Origin of the sequence: Scatolibacter rhodanostii, from assembly GCF_900197595.1 — a bacterium.
GTDB lineage: Bacteria > Bacillota > Clostridia > Oscillospirales > Acutalibacteraceae > Scatolibacter > Scatolibacter rhodanostii.
In genome coordinates this window covers 734259-752251 of sequence record NZ_FZLO01000001.1, presented here as the reverse complement: position 1 = coordinate 752251, position 17993 = coordinate 734259, and the positions used below count along the sequence as shown (strand labels likewise).

Annotated in this window: 17 protein-coding genes; 15 read left to right on the top strand and 2 right to left on the bottom strand. The window is 40.5% G+C overall.

Going from position 1 to position 17993, the window contains the following annotated elements:
* Window positions 1–122: 122 nt before the first annotated feature.
* The gene (locus CS931_RS03375) at window positions 123–632 is read right to left on the bottom strand and encodes a hypothetical protein (protein ID WP_242964887.1); all 510 of its coding nucleotides are present in this window, start codon (window positions 630–632) and stop codon (window positions 123–125) included.
* Entirely contained in the window at window positions 629–1096 is a 468-nt protein-coding gene (locus tag CS931_RS03370) for a DUF4430 domain-containing protein (protein WP_099204337.1), read from the bottom strand. Before CS931_RS03370 ends, CS931_RS03375 begins: the two co-directional genes overlap by 4 nt.
* 327 nt (window positions 1097–1423) lie before the next feature.
* Between CS931_RS03370 and CS931_RS03365 the strand changes: the two genes are divergently transcribed.
* From CS931_RS03365 to CS931_RS03295, 15 genes are all read left to right on the top strand, one after another.
* Complete coding sequence (locus CS931_RS03365) at window positions 1424–2116, top strand: methionine synthase (RefSeq protein WP_099204336.1); 693 nt, start codon at window positions 1424–1426, stop codon at window positions 2114–2116.
* Entirely contained in the window at window positions 2088–4451 is a 2364-nt protein-coding gene (locus tag CS931_RS03360) for a homocysteine S-methyltransferase family protein (protein ID WP_143826225.1), read from the top strand. Before CS931_RS03365 ends, CS931_RS03360 begins: the two co-directional genes overlap by 29 nt.
* Before the next feature lie 157 nt (window positions 4452–4608).
* Window positions 4609–5487, top strand: coding sequence for a YicC/YloC family endoribonuclease (locus tag CS931_RS03355; protein WP_099204334.1), 879 nt, complete (start codon window positions 4609–4611; stop codon window positions 5485–5487).
* 79 nt (window positions 5488–5566) lie between these two features.
* Window positions 5567–5824 carry a DUF370 domain-containing protein gene (locus CS931_RS03350; RefSeq protein ID WP_099204333.1) on the top strand — a complete coding sequence of 86 codons (258 nt, stop codon included), beginning with the start codon at window positions 5567–5569 and terminating at the stop codon, window positions 5822–5824.
* On the top strand, window positions 5821–6417 hold the full coding sequence (gmk, locus tag CS931_RS03345) for a guanylate kinase (RefSeq protein ID WP_099204332.1): 597 nt from the start codon (window positions 5821–5823) through the stop codon (window positions 6415–6417). The genes CS931_RS03350 and gmk overlap by 4 nt, the downstream gene beginning before the upstream one ends.
* Before the next feature lie 2 nt (window positions 6418–6419).
* Window positions 6420–6632: a DNA-directed RNA polymerase subunit omega gene (locus tag CS931_RS03340; protein WP_099204331.1), complete on the top strand. Its 213-nt coding sequence runs from the start codon at window positions 6420–6422 to the stop codon at window positions 6630–6632.
* A gap of 7 nt (window positions 6633–6639) precedes the next feature.
* Window positions 6640–9078 (top strand): replication restart helicase PriA, encoded by a 2439-nt coding sequence (gene priA, locus CS931_RS03335; RefSeq protein WP_099204330.1) that lies wholly within the window; start codon window positions 6640–6642, stop codon window positions 9076–9078.
* Window positions 9079–9219: 141 nt separating this feature from the next.
* On the top strand, window positions 9220–9714 hold the full coding sequence (gene def, locus CS931_RS03330) for a peptide deformylase (protein ID WP_099204329.1): 495 nt from the start codon (window positions 9220–9222) through the stop codon (window positions 9712–9714).
* A 42-nt stretch (window positions 9715–9756) separates the two neighbouring features.
* Window positions 9757–10779, top strand: coding sequence for a methionyl-tRNA formyltransferase (fmt, locus tag CS931_RS03325; protein ID WP_370738177.1), 1023 nt, complete (start codon window positions 9757–9759; stop codon window positions 10777–10779).
* Between the two features lie 40 nt (window positions 10780–10819).
* A complete protein-coding gene (rsmB, locus tag CS931_RS03320) occupies window positions 10820–12151 on the top strand; it encodes a 16S rRNA (cytosine(967)-C(5))-methyltransferase RsmB (protein WP_099204327.1) in 1332 nt (443 codons plus the stop codon).
* 16 nt (window positions 12152–12167) lie between these two features.
* A complete protein-coding gene (gene rlmN / locus CS931_RS03315) occupies window positions 12168–13211 on the top strand; it encodes a dual-specificity RNA methyltransferase RlmN (RefSeq protein WP_242964886.1) in 1044 nt (347 codons plus the stop codon).
* Window positions 13211–13939: a Stp1/IreP family PP2C-type Ser/Thr phosphatase gene (locus CS931_RS03310; protein WP_099204325.1), complete on the top strand. Its 729-nt coding sequence runs from the start codon at window positions 13211–13213 to the stop codon at window positions 13937–13939. The genes rlmN and CS931_RS03310 overlap by 1 nt, the downstream gene beginning before the upstream one ends.
* A gap of 62 nt (window positions 13940–14001) precedes the next feature.
* Window positions 14002–16083: a Stk1 family PASTA domain-containing Ser/Thr kinase gene (gene pknB / locus CS931_RS03305; RefSeq protein WP_099204324.1), complete on the top strand. Its 2082-nt coding sequence runs from the start codon at window positions 14002–14004 to the stop codon at window positions 16081–16083.
* A 21-nt stretch (window positions 16084–16104) separates the two neighbouring features.
* Window positions 16105–16989, top strand: a complete 885-nt coding sequence (gene rsgA / locus CS931_RS03300) for a ribosome small subunit-dependent GTPase A (RefSeq protein WP_200814930.1) — start codon at window positions 16105–16107, stop codon at window positions 16987–16989.
* Window positions 16983–17621: a thiamine diphosphokinase gene (locus tag CS931_RS03295; protein WP_099204323.1), complete on the top strand. Its 639-nt coding sequence runs from the start codon at window positions 16983–16985 to the stop codon at window positions 17619–17621. The genes rsgA and CS931_RS03295 overlap by 7 nt, the downstream gene beginning before the upstream one ends.
* Window positions 17622–17993: the final 372 nt, after the last annotated feature.

Sequence of the window (17993 nt, the reverse complement as noted above, 5' to 3'; positions counted from 1 at the left end):
ATATCGACGTTTGAAGACAAAGTCAATTTCATATAAAATATCCACAAAGAAAAAAGCGTCGGCGCAGCTAATACTGCTCCGGCGCTTGAATTTATAATTTGTAGAGCTAATAGTTTGTAGAGCTAATAGTTTGAGGAATGAAGTCGTTTCTCAATCATTTCTAAAACTGATTTCAGACGTTTAAAGAGTAAAAAAGCTAATAAAAAATTGCCGCCACAATGCAATAAATCGAATTTAATACCACTCAAAAAATAAGAGAAAGCGTAAGTGGGGCTGGCAATAAACAAATAAATAAGTGAGCAAAGAGCACCGAAAGCAAGACCGAATAGGCCTGAAAAAAGTGCCCAACCCCAAGCTGGTTTAATCCAACGAAATAGATAGGTTAAAACAGCTAGTAGCGGCCAAATATAAAGATAAGAAAGCCACCAAGTACCAAAACCATAGCTAATACCTTGTAATAGAACGAATATCCCCAATGCGCCAAATACTTTTCTACCAAAAACTAACGTAAAAAGTATGGTTAGCAATGAAACGAGCTCGATATTTGGCAAAAAGGCGATTACTTCTTTAGAGATGTGCAGAATGACGCCCATAACAGCAATAGCGGTCATAGAGCGCAATTTTTCTTTCACTGGTCATAACCTACAGTTAGTGTGAATTCAAATTTATCGCCGTCAGCTACCTCGGTGTCAGAAACACCGTAATTCCACAATTCTCCGTTTTTGGTCAGACACCACCATTCCTGATTAGCATCATCAGCGGTTTCACCGTTTACGGTAGTAACAAAAAAACCATAAGAAGAATCAGAGCCTTCAATTAGGTTTTGCTCGTCCAATATTTCTTTTAGGTTTGTTTTTTCTGAAGTTATCGCAAAAGTTTCTTCCTTGCCGTCTTTCCCGACAACGCGAAAATCTAGGTTGATTTTTGCAGCTTCATTGGCTTTTTCACTGGCAAGAGAAACACTGCTAGAGACCGAAGAAGAATCTGGCTTTGTGGACGCTGTTTGTTGGTTTTGGCAACCAGCTAAACCAATTGTGAGCAGCAGCGCAAAGAAAGCGGTTGATAAATAGCGAAGAATGTGTGAATGTTTTTTCATGAAAATGCTCCTTATATGCAATAATATAATTCATTTTATACTAATTATTAAGGAAAGACAAGCAGTGATTAATCTATGGAAAGCCATAGGTTTTATGAATGGGACAATGGGAAAAAGAGGGGATATACGTTGACTTAACAGCAACACAGTGATAAAATGAAGCACAAGATTTAGGTTTAAATTGTAAGACACAATTGCTTAAATCAGCATTTACTAGGTGTCAAAATTATTCAGTACATATAGATTATTTCTGTCTTTTATTCTACTTTTGAATTGGTTAATCTTATAGTCTACTGCAAATTTAGCAAAATTAGGAAGGACAAACGAATGGAACCACTTAATTTAGACCACAATGAAATTATGCGGTATCTTAGTATGCCGGCAGATTCAGAAACAAAGTCAATTCAAGAGTTGATAGAAGAGTGCAAAAGAGAACTTTTTAATAAACTACGTCCGAGATTTGTTTATCGAGTATTTGATATAGAGAAAAATGAACATGGAATAGTTTTGCTTGGAGATGGATTTATTTTACCCGGTAAAGATATTGTCAATCACTTAGATGGTGCTGAAAAAACCATTGTACTGGCGCTGACACTGGGTATAGAAGCGGAACTGGTAATTAAACGCTATGCGCGTGCACAGTTAACCAAAACCCTTGTCTTAGAAGCTGTTTGCACAGAGATTATTGAGAAATATTCTGATCAGGTTTTGCAGGAGATTATCAAAAAAGAAGGACTTACCCAGTGGATTCCAAATTTCGGCTATGGGGTTGGGTATGGTGATTTGCCGCTTTCTCTTCAACCGCAGATTTTGTCTCTGCTAGATGCACAGCGCAAGATTGGTTTGACCTGTAACGCTAATCATATTATGATTCCCAGAAAATCGATTACATCCATTTTTGGATTATTTGTAGAAAAAAGAGAGCAGGCAGATTCTTGCAGTATTTGCTCTTTAAAAGAAAATTGTCAAAGACGAAAGGACGGATTTCCCTGTGGGCGTTTTAAACGAGATGAAAAATAATATTCTGTTGTTTGACGGTGGATTAGGTACAATGCTGCAACAGAGAGGCTTGCCGACAGGTGAACTGCCGGAACGCTACAATATCAGTCACCCTGATATTGTGCGAAGCATTCATGAGGATTATGTCAAAGCGGGTGCTGATGTAATCACAGCAAACACCTTTCAAGCTAACCCGCTCAAAATGGAGGAAAGCGAATATCTGTCAGCGATTGAAGCCGGCATTCGTTTGGTAAAAGAGAGCGGAGCCAGATACACGGCCATGGATATCGGTCCTCTCGGACAAATGATTGAGCCGTTGGGAACTTTCTCGTGGCAAGAGGCTTATGACATTTTTAAAGCGCAGGCAGTACAGGCAGAAAAAAGCGGTGCCGATTGTGTCATCATTGAGACAATTTCTGATTTGTTAGAAGCTAAAATTGCTATTTTGGCAGTAAAAGAAAACACCAAGTTACCCGTGTTTTGCACGCTGACGTTTCAAGAGGACGGCAGAACTTTTATGGGCACGGATCCGTTGACAGCAGTAGTGGCTTTAGAAGATTTAGGTGTCGATGCCTTGGGCGTGAACTGCTCGCTTGGCCCGAAAGAATTGATGCCTATTGTAGAAGAAATGCTGACCTATTGCCATGTTCCTGTTATGGTGCAAGGCAATGCCGGACTGCCTGAAATTTGCTGCGGAGAAACAGTTTACAAAATCACGCCTGAAGAATTTCGTGACTATTCAAAAGAAATGTTGCAAAAAGGGGTTCGGATTATCGGTGGATGCTGCGGAACAACGCCCGAATTTATTGCGCAGTTAGACATAATGAGAAAACAGATTAAAACAGTTGCTGTTACACCAAAAAATATCACAGCAATTACGTCTTCTACAAAAACGGTAGTGCTTGATAAACGAGTTTCTGTGATTGGAGAAAGAATCAATCCCACTGGCAAGAAAAAGCTAAAAGAAGCACTGCTGAATCATAATTTGGAATATATTATCGGAGAAGCAATTAACCAAACTGACGCGGGAAGTGATATTCTTGATGTTAATGTGGGTTTGCCTGATATTGATGAACCCGCTATGCAGGTAGAAGTCATTCGTGAGATTCAGAGTGTGACCGATCTGCCTTTGCAAATTGATAGCTCTGATATTGCGGCGATTGAAGCCGGCGTGCGCATTTATAATGGAAAACCGCTTATCAATTCAGTGAATGGCAAGAAAGAAAATTTAAAAGCAGTATTGCCTATTGTCAAAAAATACGGAGCTGCCGTTATTGGTTTGACACTGGATGAAAGTGGAATTCCTGACACAGCAGAGGGACGTTTTGCGATTGCTGAAAAAATCCTTGCCGAAGCGCTTAAATATGGAATTCGCAAAGAAAATGTGCTCATTGACTGCCTTGTGTTGACGGCTTCGGCACAACAAGAACAGGTCATGGAAACACTCAATGCCATAAAGCTTGTCAAGAGCAGATTAGGTCTAAAGACTGTTTTGGGTGTGAGTAACATTTCGTTTGGACTCCCATCAAGAAATATTGTCAATGCTACTTTTTTGGCGGCAGCATTTGGGGCAGGATTAGATGCGCCGATTTTAAACCCTTTGTCAGAAGATTATCGCCGTGTGGTTGACTCTTTCCGTGTGCTCAATAACCAAGACAGTGGCGCAAGGTTTTTCATTGAGCAGTATCATCAAACGAGTGCACAACCCACCGCACAAAATGTAGACAAGACCAACGTAAGCTTACAAGAGTTGATTTTGCAAGGGAGAAAAGAGGAAGCTGCTGCACAGGTAAGAAATCTTTTGTCTTCAGGGGCAACAGCACTGTCCATTATCGACAACGAGTTTGTTCCGGCACTGAATATCGTGGGCGAGCGATTTGAAACGCAAAAAATGTTTTTGCCGCAGCTGATGCAGTCGGCAGAAAGTGTGAAAGCCGGGTTTAAAGTCATTAAGAATCATATGGAAAAGGCAGGCGAAAAGCCGGAATATAAAGCCAAAATACTGCTGGCAACAGTAGAAGGCGATATCCATGATATCGGTAAAAATATTGTGGCAATGATTCTGGAAAATTACGGCTATGAAATTTTTGATTTAGGTAAGGATGTACCAGCCGAAACAATCGTTCAGATGATTCAAAAGCACGAGATTAAATTAGTGGGACTCAGTGCATTGATGACCACAACTGTGCAAAATATGAAAAAAACCATTGAGATGATTCATGAGAAAAAGCTTGATTGCAAAATCATGGTTGGCGGCGCTGTTTTGAACGAAGAATATGCCGAATTTGTGGGTGCCGATTTTTACGCCAGAAACGCAATGGATTCAGTAGAAATTGCCAACCGATTATTCGGATAAGAATATATTTTTTACGAAAAGCAAACAGAATTTCTGCTATCTAGTTGCAATTGAGAAGTGATAATGTTAAAATAATATAGTATGTCAAGAGGGTTATTAGGCTCGACAAAATCGCTTTTTGACAGAAAAGCCGAAATAAAAAGTTAGGACTGATGAAATGCTGAAAAGTATGACAGGGTACGGCAGGCATGAAGAAATCATTTCAGGCAGACATATCACAGTAGAAATTAAAGCAGTCAATCACAAATTTCTCGAAATTTCACAGCGTATTACAAGGGGCTATCTATTTTTAGAAGACCCGATTAAAACCTATTTGCAAAGTCGTGTCTCTCGTGGGAAAATCGACGTGTATGTTCAAATTGAAACACTGGAAAGCAACGATGCAAAAGTGCTTGTGAACCATACACTGGTAAAGGGCTATGTCGACGCTTTTCAAGAAATTAAAGAAACCTATGAGATTACAGAAGACATTTCGCTAACACTGCTATCTAAATATGCTGATATTTTGACTTTAAACAAAACTCCGGAAGATGAAGATGAGGTTGTTGCGTCAGTTAAACAAATCGTGGAAAAAGCTGTAGATGCATTTGTTCTCATGCGTGAAACAGAAGGAGAACGACTGAAAGCGGATATGCTCATGCGTGCAGCTCATATTATTGAAATTGTCAGCGAAATTGAAAAAACTTCGCCCAAGACAGTGCAAAAATATGAAGAGCGTTTGCGCCTGAAGTTAGAGGAAGTTCTGCAAGACAAACAAATTGATGAGCAGAGAATTTTGACAGAAGCTGCTTTGTTTGCAGATAAAGTAGCCGTAGATGAAGAAACGGTTCGCTTAAAAAGCCATTTTAAGCAGTTGGAAAATATGGTTGAATCTGATGCCCCAGTTGGCAGAAAAATTGATTTCTTAGTGCAAGAAATGAACCGCGAAGCCAACACGATAGCTTCTAAATCAATGAATTCTGAAATTGCTTATATGATTGTAGAAATCAAAGCCGAGATTGAAAAAATTCGGGAGCAAGTGCAGAATATAGAATAAATGCTTGCTGTTTTAGCAAGAAACCAGCGGCATTAAGGTTTAGTTAGCTTGGGATACTGGACTAAAAGAGGTGAAATATATGAAACTGGTGAATATTGGATTTGGAAACCAGGTTTCAGAAGAAAAAATAGTGGCGGTTGTCAGTCCAGAATCAGCACCGATTAAGCGCATGATACAAGAAGCCAAAGAGCGCCACACCTTAATTGATGCTACTTTTGGGCGCAAAACAAAATCTGTTATTATAACGGATAGCACAGCAGTCATTATTTCAGCTTTAGTGCCTGAAAAGATTGCAGAAAAAGTAAATGAAACAGAGCAAGCGGAGGCAAAGGAATGAAAAAAGGTGTTGTATTTGTAGTACTCGCCCCATCGGGAAGCGGTAAGGGTAGTATTATACAGCAAGTCATGGGGCAAAGCGCAGAGGCACGTTTATCTGTTTCTGCTACCACCAGAGCACCGAGACCAGGCGAAAATCATGGTGAGCACTATTGGTTTGTCAGCCGTGAAGAATTTGAAGTAATGGTCAAGAATGATGAAATGTTAGAACACGCCGAATATTGCGGCAATTACTATGGCACTCCGAAAGCACCGCTTGAAAAGTGGGCAGAAGAAGGCTTTGATGTCATTGTAGAGATTGAAGTGCAGGGTGCGGCACAGGTTAAAAAACTTTTGCCAGATTCAGTTTCTGTGTTTGTTTTACCTCCCTCTATGGAGATTTTAGAAAAAAGACTTCGTGACCGTGGAACAGAATCGGAAGAAGTAATCAAAGGAAGACTGGAAACGGCAAAACTAGAAATTCCTTATTCCCAAAATTGTGATTATGCGATTGTAAACGATCATTTAGAAGATGCTGTCGCTGAGCTTAAAGCTATTATGACAGCAGAAACCCTTAAAAAAAATAAAAATGACCTCATTAAAGGAGTAATGTAATTATGCTAAGACCTTCTGAAAATATCATCACAACCCCTCACGAAAGCTACTATTCTTTGGTGATTGCCGTGGCGAAACGCGCTCGTCAAATTACAGAAGAACTAGAAGCCAAAGGCGAAGATATGATTGAAAAGCCAGTTGATTTAGCTGTGCAAGATTTCGTTGCCGGAAAATATGACATTGTAGAGCCGGAAATTTTGCATGGTAAGCTGTAATTAATCCATGTGGGTTGAAACAGCTGTTGAGAACACACTATATCATTTTGACAAGCCGTTTACCTATTCTGTTCCCCATGAGCTAGAGGCAGAAATAAAGCTTGGCGTGCGAGTTCTTGTGCCTTTTGGGCGAGGAAATATAGGACGCGTGGGTTTGGTGCTTTCTGTTTCTGAAAATGCTGAAGAAAAACCGAATGCAGCGATGAAATCCATTCTACAGCTACTTGATAAAGTGCCTGTATTGGATGCAGAAATGATTCAGCTTGTCTTTTGGCTTCGGGAACGATATTTCTGCACATTATTTGAGGCTGCCAAATTGATGATTCCTGCCGGGTTTGGCTACCGTCTGAAAAATAGCTATATTTTAAAAGACGGCTTTGAGAATCTTGAAAATTACAGCGGTATACAGAAGCAAGTTCTTTCCCTTTTATATGAAACTGTGAAATCGGTGCCGTTTGATGTGGTGGCTAAAACACTAGGCATCACAGAGAGTTGCCCTGAATTTGTAGATTTATTGCAAAAAGGTATTATCTTAAGGGTAAATAAGGCGTCCACTAAAATTAAAGATGCCTTTTCAAAGATGGTGCGTGCTGTCCCTGATTTTTCAGGTAAATTGTCGCCGCGTCAAGCAGAGCTGTATCAAACGCTTTTAGAGGTAGGGACGGTTTCAGAAAAAGAGATTTGCTACTTTACAGGAGCAAGCATGGCTGTTCTGAAAGCTTTGGCAGAAAAAGGGGCAGCAGAACGTTTTGGATATGAGGTGTATCGTCGTCCTGAAATGGGTGAATGCGAACAAATTAACAGCGACATTTGTTTGTCACCAGAACAACAGCAGGCTTATGATGGGCTAAAATCTGAATTTGACAAAGAGAAAAGTGCTTGTGCGTTGCTTTATGGGGTAACAGGGAGCGGAAAAACCTCTGTTTTTATGAAGCTTATGCAGCATGTATATGCAATGGGTCGGGGAATCATTGTCATGGTACCTGAAATTTCGTTGACGACACAAACAATTCGCCAGTTTTCGGCTCTTTTTGGGGAGGCAGTAGCTGTTTTTCACAGCAAGCTCTCTTTGGGAGAGAGGCTAGATGAATGGAAACGTGTTAAGCGTGGTGAGGCGAAAATTGTCGTAGGAACACGCTCCGCTGTGTTTGCTCCAATTCAAAATCTAGGGTTAATCGTCATGGACGAGGAGCAGGAGCACACGTATAAGTCAGAATCGGCACCCAGATATGATGCTAGGGAAGTAGCCATTAAGCGCTGTGCTGAAAATAAAGGTCTGTGCTTGTTTTCCTCTGCGACACCCTCGATTGAGTCGTATTACGCTACCCAAACCGGTCGTTTTTCTCTTTATAAGCTCACTTCTCGTTTTGGTGAAGCTGAAATGCCAGAGGTGGCTTTAATTGATTTGAACAAAGAAGAAATGGCTACAGCAGGTACTTTAATAAGCCCTACTTTATCCGCTTGTCTGCAAGAAAACTTTGATAAGCATAAGCAATCGATTATCCTTTTAAATCGACGTGGTTATCATACTTTTATAGCCTGTAAAGAATGCGGCGAGGTGGCATCATGTCCGCATTGCAGCATTTCTCTTACTTATCACGCGGCGAATGGTCGGCTAATGTGCCACTATTGTGGATATTCTGTCAAGTTTAAAGATATCTGCCCAAGTTGTGGCAGTGAGTATGTGCAGTTTAGGGGTTCGGGTACACAAAAAGCAGAAGAAGAGCTAGCAAAGTGCCTGCCTGATGCCAAAATATTACGTATTGATACGGATTCTACAGCAGGCAAATATAGCCTTGAAAATAAATTGGATGAATTTCGCAAAGGCGATTATGATGTTATGGTCGGTACACAAATGGTGGCAAAAGGACTTGACTTTGAGAATGTCACGTTAGTGGGTGTACTTTCGGCTGATTTAATGCTTTTTAGCGATGATTTCCGCAGTAATGAGCAAACGTTTGACTTGCTCACACAAGTTGTTGGCAGAGCCGGGCGTCGTAGCAGCAAAGGCGAAGCACTGATCCAAACTTATTACCCTGAAAACGAATATCTTGCTTTGGCGGCACAGCAAGATTACGAAGGCTTTTATGAAGCGGAAATTGCATTTCGTAAAGCGCTCTTGTATCCACCTTTTGTAGATATTTGCGTAACGGGTTTTACGGGTATCAATGAAAAAAGAGTTAGACAAGCAGCACAACGCTTTTTACAGACACTAAGCGAGTTGGCGAAAGAACAATACCCTTCTTTACCACTGCGGGTACTGCAGCCGGCGCCAGCTGCTGTGGCAAAAGTCAGTGAAAAGTATCGGTATAAAATTCTGATTAAATGTAAAAACACAGTAAAATTCAGAGAAATGATGACAAATCTACTCAAAAATTTTGCGTTGGATAAAAAAAATACTGGAGTGACTGTTTATGCTGCTACCAACCCTTATCATGTGTTATAATAGGCTTGGTAAAAGCATGAATAAGCAAACAAAATGTAGGTTTTACTTCTACAAAATATAAGAATTTTAGTAAAGAATATAAATAGCAGCTGTGCTATTTATATGTTGTCAGGTGATGAATGAGAAAGGATGGAATGTAAAATGGCAATTCGTAATATTGTACAAGACGGCGATCCGATTTTAAAGAAAAAGAGCCGCTTGGTTGAGAAATTTGATGATAGATTGCATCAGTTGTTAGAAGACATGAAAGATACACTTACGGAGGCTAAAGGTGCTGGCTTGGCAGCTGTACAGGTCGGCGTGTTGCGTCAGGTTTGCATTATTGACGTAGAAGAAGATGAACCTGTCATCGAGCTGATTAACCCTGTGATTTTAGAGGAAGAGGGCTGTCAGAACGGCGCAGAGGGATGTTTGTCATTCCCCGGGCAATTTGGTCTTGTAAAGCGCCCCATGAAAGTAACCGTAAGAGCGCAGGACAGAAACGGTAACTACTTTGAAAAAACAGCTGAAGGCTTTGCGGCAAGAGCTTTTTCTCATGAAATCGACCACTTGCATGGCATAACCTATGACACAAAGGTCAGCCGTATGCTAACAGAAGAAGAATTGGAAAGCGGCGAATACGAGATTGATGATTGATGTCTGCTGACTTGACTTTAAACTTGAAATAAAGGCACATGATTGATTAAAACCAAGGCAAGAAAGCTTGGACGTGGGAACCTGCTACGAGGAATAGTAGGGTTTCATTATGTGTTAAACGAGGATGTGAGAACGATGAGAATTATTTTTATGGGTACGCCTGATTTTGCCGTGCCATCTTTTCAAAAGTTGGTGGAAAGCGGTCATGAAGTTTGCGCTGTTTTTTGTCAGCCGGACAAACCTAAGGGTAGAGGGCATAAAATGCAATTTCCTCCTGTGAAAGAGGCAGCTTTGCTTTGTGATATTCAAGTATGCCAGTCGGCTTCTTTGAGAAAGCCTGAAGTGCAGGAGCAAATTCGTGATATGAAACCCGATGTGATTGTGGTTGCTGCGTACGGTAAACTTTTACCTAAAGAAATATTGGATATTCCACCTATGGGATGTATCAATGTGCATGGCTCATTGCTGCCCAAATACCGTGGCGCAGCTCCGATTCAGCGTGCTGTACTGGAGGGCGAAAAAACAACAGGTGTCACCATTATGTATATGGCAGAAGGGCTTGATACCGGCGATATTATCTCTATGCGCGAAACAGAAATTGGTGCAGAAGAAACATCTGGTGAATTGTTTGATCGCTTAAAGATGATTGGTGCCGAGCTTTTAGTAGAAACTTTGCAAGATATACAAGAGGGAAAGTTGGCTCGCACGCCCCAAAATGCAGAAGAAGCCACTCATGCGGCAATGCTTTCAAAAGAAGAAAGTGAAATAGATTGGCGTAAATCGGCTGATGAAATTCATAATCAGATTCGAGGATTGAACCCATGGCCGTCTGCGTTCTCGTTTTATGACGATAAAAAAATCAAAATTCATAGAGCAGAAGTGCTGTCTCTTCATGGCGAAAGCGGAAAAGCGGAAGCTGTAGGCGGAGAATTTGTAGTCTATTGTGGAAGCGGAGCGTTAAAACTAACCGAAATTCAACCGGAAAACGGAAAGCGAATGAATGGCAAAAGTTATCTTTTGGGTCATCCGATTGATTCCAATAGTTATTTTGGGAATAAAGGGTAAAGACAGTTTAAGTATATTTTCTTAGAAAACAGGGGTAAAGATGGAACATTCGGCAAGAAGAGCAGTGGTGCAAGCTTTGCTGCAAGTGAAAGAGAATGAGGGATATTCAAATATTGTCATAGACAAGGTACTGCGCGAATATGAATTGGATAGTAGGGACAAACGTCTGGCAGCCGCTATTTTCTACGGCACCATTGAAAAACAGATTACACTTGATTTCTATCTGTCTTTCGCTCTTAAAAATCCAACGCAGAAGATTGATACCTTGGCAGAAGCAGTTCTGCGCAGTGCGGCCTATCAGATGATATTTATGGACAAAATACCTGATTCAGCAGCGGTCAATGAAGCGGTTGAATTGATGAAAAGCTTTGGAAAAGCACCGCTTTCGGGTTTTGTTAATGCTGTTCTTCGCTCCCTTTTGCGCCAAAAAGCTTCAATCCAGTTGCCGCAAGGGAAAGATGTGCAGAGTCTTTCGGTACAATATTCAATTCCGGCTGAATTGATTATTCACTGGCAGAAAGCGTATGGAAAAGAAATCACGACAAAGCTGTTGGAATCGTTCTCGCAAAAAAGTGAAATTTTTATCCGAGTGAATAATGTTAAAACATCTTTAAATGAAATTTCAGAATCCTTTAAGAAACATGAGGTAGAATTAATAAAGTCTGAACTTCTGCCTGATATGCTTATTGTAGATGGGGAAGGGGCTATACCAAACTGGGAAGAATTTCAGAATGGATGGTTTCATGTGCAAGATCTGTCTTCTCAAATTGCTTGTCACATTTTAGCGCCAAAGGCGGGCGACAAAGTGCTTGATTGTTGTAGTGCCCCAGGCGGTAAGGCTTTCACCATGGCAGAGATGATGCGAAACCAAGGCCAGCTTTATGCCTTTGATTTATATAAGGGTAGAGTTAAAATGGTACAGGCAGGTGCGGAACGTCTTGGCTTGTCTGTGATTCAAGCTGAACGGCATGACGCTACGGAAAAATGGGAACTACAGCCTGACTTTGATAAGGTTTTGTGTGATGTACCTTGTTCCGGTTACGGTGTTATTCGCAAAAAGCCAGAGATTCGCTATAAATCGCTTGCCAGTATTAACAATTTGCCTCAGATTCAATATCAAATTCTGCAAAACGCTTCCAAGCTTGTGAAACAAGGCGGAAAACTTCTTTATTCGACTTGTACCCTAAATCCGGCAGAAAATGAAGCGGTTGCCAATCGCTTTTTGGCAGAAAATTCTGCCTTTAAGGCACATGAATTTGAACTGCCAACAGGAATTACAAGAGCAAGAGAAGAGCAACAGGGCATGGCAACACTTATGCCATTTGCAGGGGCATCAGATGGATTTTTTATTGCTCTTTTTGAAAGAGTGTAGGTTTAGGAGTTTTTTTTTGGAAAAGATAGATATTAAATCATGGAATGAAAAAGAACTGACAGAAAAAATAATAGAGATGAAATTGCCTAAATTTAGAGCAAAGCAAATTTATGAGTGGCTTCATCAAAAATCAGCTGAAAGTTTTGCGGATATGACCAATATCGGTAAAAAATTGCAAGAGCAGCTGGATGAAATTTTTGTCATCAGAAATGTGGAGATTGTCCGCAAACAAAAATCTAAAATAGATGGAACTGCTAAATATTTATTCAAGTTGCATGACGGAGAATATATAGAAGCTGTTCTCATGCAATATCATCATGGATATTCGATTTGCATTTCTACCCAAGTTGGGTGTAAAATGGGATGTACTTTTTGTGCGACAGGCAAAGGTGGTTTTTTTCGCAATCTTTCGGCGTCTGAAATGCTGGCCCAAATTCAGATGGCACAAAAGGATGAATCGGTTCGTGTCAGCAACATCGTGCTGATGGGAATGGGAGAACCACTTGATAACTATGAGAATGTTCTGCGTTTTTTGGAGCTTGTTTCCGGCGACAATGGTATGAATATTGGCATGCGTCACATTTCACTTTCTACTTGTGGTATTGTCGATAAAATCTATGATTTAGCAGAGCGAAAGTTGCAGCTGACGCTTTCTATTTCATTGCACGCCCCCAATGACGAAATTCGTGGACAAACGATGCCAATCAACAAAAAATGGAATATAAGTGAGCTTTTAAAAGCTTGCCGTTATTATACAAATCAAACTAGCCGCAGAATCTCTTTTGAATATGCCATGATTGATGGTGTGAATGATTCTGACGAGGCAGCCAGAGAGCTTTCACAAAGACTAAAGGGAATTATTGCTCATGTGAACTTGATACCGGTTAATCCTGTGACAGAAACTGGATTTCAAAAGAGTTCAATTGCCAGACAAAAGCGTTTTGTGAGGATTTTAGAATCCTCGGGTATTTCAGCAACGGTTAGACGAACGCTTGGTGCAGATATAGATGCCTCTTGTGGGCAGTTGAGGGGAAAGTTTGACAAGGAGGAGTGCAATTGATGAAGGTTGAATGTGGAACAGACATAGGAACGGTTCGGCAGTCTAATCAAGATGCATGTGCGTGCGGTGCCCTGCAAGAGAACCTTGTATGGGGAATCGTTTGCGATGGCATGGGCGGCGTGAGCGGAGGTAGTGTGGCCAGCTCTCTTGCGCTGAAATCAATTCGGGATGAATTGGAAAATTTATCGGAAAAAGCAAACAAACCCAAAGATATGCGTGCTTTTTTAAATGCTGCTGTGCAGAAAGCAAATCATGCCGTATATAAGACATCTGTTGAGATGCCAGAGCTTGCAGGTATGGGGACAACAGCGGTTATCTTGGTGGTAGACAAACATACGCTGCATACGGTGCATGTTGGAGATAGCCGTGCTTATCTTAAAAGCGGAGATAAGCTGATTAAGCTTACAAAAGACCATTCCTATGTGCAGAGCCTTGTCGATTTAGGCCAAATTACGCAAGAAGAAGCGAGAGTGCACCCTAAAAGAAACATAATCACTCGTGCCATTGGCGTGAAAGATGATGTAGAGTGCGATTATAGCAGTCATACAATCAAAGAAGGAGATTGTGTAATTGCCTGCACAGATGGCTTGACAAATTATGTGGATGATGATACGCTTTCTACTTATATTAATGATTATAAAGACGGCGGCTTAATTCAAAAATTAATTGACTATGCCGTAGAAGCCGGTGGAGCAGATAACATCAGCGCTACAGTGATTTTTGCCTAATAGATGTTAAAATAGTGAACGTAAAAAACCTTTGAATGAAAGCACAGAAAGGTAGAAAGTAAATGCAGGATAAATATATAGGAAAACGTCTTGACGGACGATATGAAATTCATGAACTAGTGGGTGTAGGCGGAATGGCCTTTGTCTATTTGGCTTATGATAAACTGGATGACCGCTGGGTCGCCATCAAAATTTTAAAAGAAGAATTTTCGAGTAATAGCGATTTTTTGCGTCGTTTTCGTAATGAATCAAAAGCCATTGCTCTTTTATCTTGTGATAATATAGTTAAAATATTTGATGTTAGCTTTGGAGATAAAATCCAATATATTGTCATGGAATATTTAGATGGTATTACGCTAAAGCAATATATTGAACAACAGGGTACCATACGCTGGCAAGAGGCTATTCATTTCATGAATCAAATTCTCACAGCACTCGAATGTGCGCATGAGAAAGGGATTATTCATCGAGATATAAAACCTCAAAACGTTATTCTTATGAGTAACGGAACGATTAAAGTGACTGATTTTGGCATTGCTCGTTTCTTGCAAAGCGAAACGCAGACGATGACTACAGATGTAGCGATAGGCTCTGTACACTATATTTCTCCTGAACAAGCGCAGGGTGGTTATATCACTGACCGTGCAGATATATATTCAACAGGTGTCATGATGTACGAAATGCTGACAGGGAAATTGCCTTTTGTGGCAGACAGTGCTGTTTCTGTCGCTTTGATGCAGTTGCAGGCAAAACCTGTTTCTCCTCGTGAAATTAACCCGTCTATCCCTGTCGGATTAGAACAGATTGTTATGCATGCAATGGAAAAGAATGCAGCCAATCGATTTACTTCTTGCCGTGAAATGCTTGAGGATATTGAAAAATTCCGCTTAAATCCTCAAATTGTGTTTCGTTACGAAACATTGCAAATGCCTGCTGATTATAATCGTAAACCTGAGCCTAATGTTAGCGATTATGCCACAGTAGGGGCAACGACACCTGACTATGATGATCATTATGAATATGAAGAAGAGTTAGTGAAATCAAAACGCCGCAGAAATGGCAGTATGATTATCGTGGGGATTCTCGCGGCTATTTTGCTGGCAGGAGCTGCATTTGGCATTAATTATGCAATTCAGACCTTTAGACAAATGGAGCAAAAAGAAGATGACACGCTGGTACTACCCGATTTTGTCAATAAAAACTATGAGACAGAAATCAGCGGAAATACCCTTTATAGCAATTACACCTTCAAGCTTGAATCAGGTAATAATCCGGATAAAGAGGCAGGTGTAGTGCTAAAGCAAGATCCGCCTAGTGGGATGACCGTAAAAAAAGGCAGAGAAGTCACTTTGACGATCAATAAAGGGGAAGAACAACCGGTTACAGTTCCTGATTTGACAGGTGCTGAGCAAACAGATGCAATTAATCAGCTTGTCGATTTAGGGCTAAAAACGAAAATTCAGAGTATACCAGATGATAATATTGAAGAGGGTTATGTTATCCGTACAGAGCCTGTACTTCATTCGAATGTTTCGCCAGGCTCAACGGTTATACTTTACGTCAGTAAAGGGAAATCACAAAGACAGGTTCCTGTTCCAGCAGATTTAGTGGGCATGACAGTTGATCAAGCCGTAGCTGCAATAGAGAGCGCAGAACTAACTGTTGGTGAAAGAACCATGGATGATGCTAGCGAAGCAGATGAAGGTATTGTTATCAGCGTAAGCCCTGAATCTGGTCAATCTATCACTGAAGGTTCAAAAGTTGACTTGGTAATTAGCTCGGGTAAAGGAAAACCAAAACAAATTAGCTATTCAATTGGGCTCCCTAATGTTGATGAAGACGTCACATTGAGAGTGTATCAAAATGGTACATTACAAACAGAAGAGAGCGGCGTAAATCTTGCCATGAAAGGCCAGTACACCTTGAACTTCACAGGAAAATCAGGGACAATTGACCGAATTTCTGTCAGACTAAATGATCAGACGTATATGGAATTAAATTTTCATTATGATACAATGACAGTAGAAACAGTTGACACATATAGCTTTGTGCCGACACCTACAGAGACTCCTTCACAGTCATCTCAAGGCTCAGGCAATCAGGGTGATACCGCAGGTCATGGGGGAACAGGAATAAATGGATAAAAAGAGAGCATGGTTCAGCCTATGATAGAAGGATTGATTTTAAAAGGTATTGGTGGTTTTTATTATATAGAGACAGTAGAGGGTATTTATGAATGCTCTGTCAGAGGGAAATTTCGAAAAACGGGTATTTCTCCTTGCGCCGGTGACCATGTAAAAATTTTAACCGAAGAAGACCAAACGGGCGTAATCGATGAGATTCTGCCTAGGAAAAATTCATTGGTTAGACCGGCAGTTGCCAATATTGATAATCTATTTATTATTGTGTCTTTGGTCGACCCGTCACCAGATACGCTAATGATCGATAAGACCATAGCAGCTGCTGAAATGAATCAAATTGAACCTATCATTGTCATCACAAAAAATGATTTGTGTGAGGGTGAAGATAAATTAACTGAACTGAAAAAGATTTATGACAAGGCAGGAGTGCCTTGTCTTGTTGTGTCTGCTTTAGAAAACCAGGGTTTGAATGAAATTCATGAGCGATTAAAAGGAAAAATATCTGCTCTAACCGGAAACTCTGGAGTGGGAAAATCGACACTGTTAAACGCACTTTTTCCAGCTTTTTATTTAGAAACCGGCGAAATTAGCCGTAAACTGGGTCGAGGCCGGCATACAACACGGCAGGTTGAGTTGTATAAAATTGAAGAAAACAGCTATGTGGCAGATACTCCTGGCTTTTCGACATTTGATGTGGCAAAATATGATATGACTAGTTTGGACGAGCTCTTTCACGGGTTTCGAGAATTTGAAGAATATTTTGGACAATGCAAGTTTACTTCTTGCTCTCATACCTGCGAGAAAGGCTGCACCATTTTGCAAGCAGTGGAGGAAGGTAACATTAGCGTTTCAAGACATCAAAGCTATAAAGTTATCTATCAAGAGATAAAGGACAATAAACCATGGTAAACAAAAAGTGTATGGTAATCGGTGCCGTGCCGTTTCGCAGTGCCAAAATTTTTCGGGAATTTAACCCCGACGATTATTTTGTAATCTGTGCTGACGGTGGTTATGCAACCGCCCAAAAATTTGATATTGAGCCAGATTTGGTTGTGGGGGACTTTGATTCCCTTAAGATTGCTGTGCCCGATTCGGTGCGAAAAATCACTCTTCCTGTCGACAAGGATGTCACCGATACAATGTATGCTGTGATGAAAGCTTTGGGAGCCGGATTTAATGATTTTGTTTTAATTGGTTGTCTTGGCGGTGCTCGGTTTGACCATTCTTTTGCCAGTCTTGAGGTGCTAAAATATATTACCAACTGCGGGGCAAAAGGAATTTTGGCAGACGAAAAAACAAAAATCATTGTTTTGAAAAATAGTAGGCTGACGATTACAGATTCAAAAGGTTCTACTCTTTCTGTTTTTCCCTTTGCGGGCGCTACCTGTAATGTAACTTATTATGGCGTGAAATACCCATTAACAGGACAAACTCTTTCTTGCGGCGGCACACTTATGGGCGTGAGCAATCGGATTGTAGAGGATACCGCAAAAATTGTGGTACATAATGGAACTGCAATTGTTATGCTTTATGAAGAGTAACATTTTTTCTCACCTGTGTATATAATAAAGCAAAACATAGTGAGAGAAAGACGGGTTGCAATATGGGGAGAAATAAGTTTAATTTATCATGTTTTCAAAATCGCAGAACCAGATATATGTGCACGATTTGCTTTGGTCTGGGCATGACAATTTCAGCTTTTTGCCCCACAGGACTAACGCTTTTTATTGCCGGAATTATCCTTGTTGCATTAGGTTTCGGTTTGATGAGCAATAGTGTCTGCTAGTTGTTAATCTGTTTTTTGACACAATTAGAAAGGACATAGGTGATTCGTATGAAGGTAGTTATAGTTGATAAGACAAAAGGGTTTGTAGGGGTTGTTCTTAGAAAAGTTTTTGGTATCAAAAAAGTCA